The following is an 819-nucleotide window of genomic DNA, read 5'->3' on the forward strand; positions in this document are numbered from 1 at the left end:
GGCCGACGGCGAAGCCGGACACGGCGTCACCGACGGCGGTGACCCGGCCGGCGGCCTCGTGGCCGAGGACGCGGCCGTCGGTGACGGCCGGCACGTCGCCCTGCAGGATGTGCAGGTCGGTGCCGCAGATCGTGGTGGTGTCGACCTTGACGATCACGTCGGTGGGGTCCTGGATCGTCGGGTCCGGGACCTCCTCCCATGCCTTGGTGTCCGGTCCGTGGTAGACGAGTGCCTTCATCTGCTCACTCCGTTGGTCGCAGGGAATGCCGAGAGCGTCGGCGGGCCCGACGCTAATGCGGGAGTGCGCATGTGACTGTCCCGATCTGGGACGACTCCGCGGGCGGCACGATCCCCGGCGACCGCGGTGTGTCCCGGCCGCGGGACACCTCAGCCGATGTAGCTGATCCCGAACGCGTCGATCTTGCGGTAGAGCGAGGAGCGGGCGATCCCCAGCAGCTCGGCCGCCTGGTAGCGGTTGCCGCGCGCCTCGTAGAGGGCCTGGATGCTCACGTCGCACTGCGCCGCCTCGCGCATCGACATCCCCGGGGCGCCCCCGGTGAAGCACGACGACGGCAGGTCCGGGGCCTGCACGACGCCGACCGGCTTGCGGGCGATGACGTAGCGCAGCACGTCCTCCAGCTCGCGCAGGTTCCCCGGCCACGCGTAGCCCTCCAGGACCCGCACCACCTGCATGCTCAGCCTCAGCGACCGGCCGCCGGACAGCGAGTGCAGCACCGACCGCGCGAGCTCGCCGAGCTCGTCGGCCCGGTACCGCAGCGCGGGCACCCGGACCGTGTCGTGGAAGTGGCGCAGCAGCAG

At 71.9% G+C, this 819-nt stretch carries 2 protein-coding genes; both read right to left on the reverse strand.

Annotated elements, in window-relative coordinates:
* Positions 1–238: alcohol dehydrogenase catalytic domain-containing protein (locus D8M34_RS18390; protein WP_153245010.1), on the reverse strand; the 238-nt coding region annotated here is incomplete at its 3' end.
* Positions 239–387: 149 nt separating this feature from the next.
* A partial coding sequence (locus tag D8M34_RS18395) for a helix-turn-helix domain-containing protein (RefSeq protein WP_274543288.1) occupies positions 388–819 on the reverse strand: 432 nt, incomplete at its 5' end.

The sequence above is a fragment of the Microbacterium sp. HSID17254 genome (genome assembly GCF_003989315.1).
Classification (GTDB): domain Bacteria; phylum Actinomycetota; class Actinomycetes; order Actinomycetales; family Microbacteriaceae; genus Microbacterium.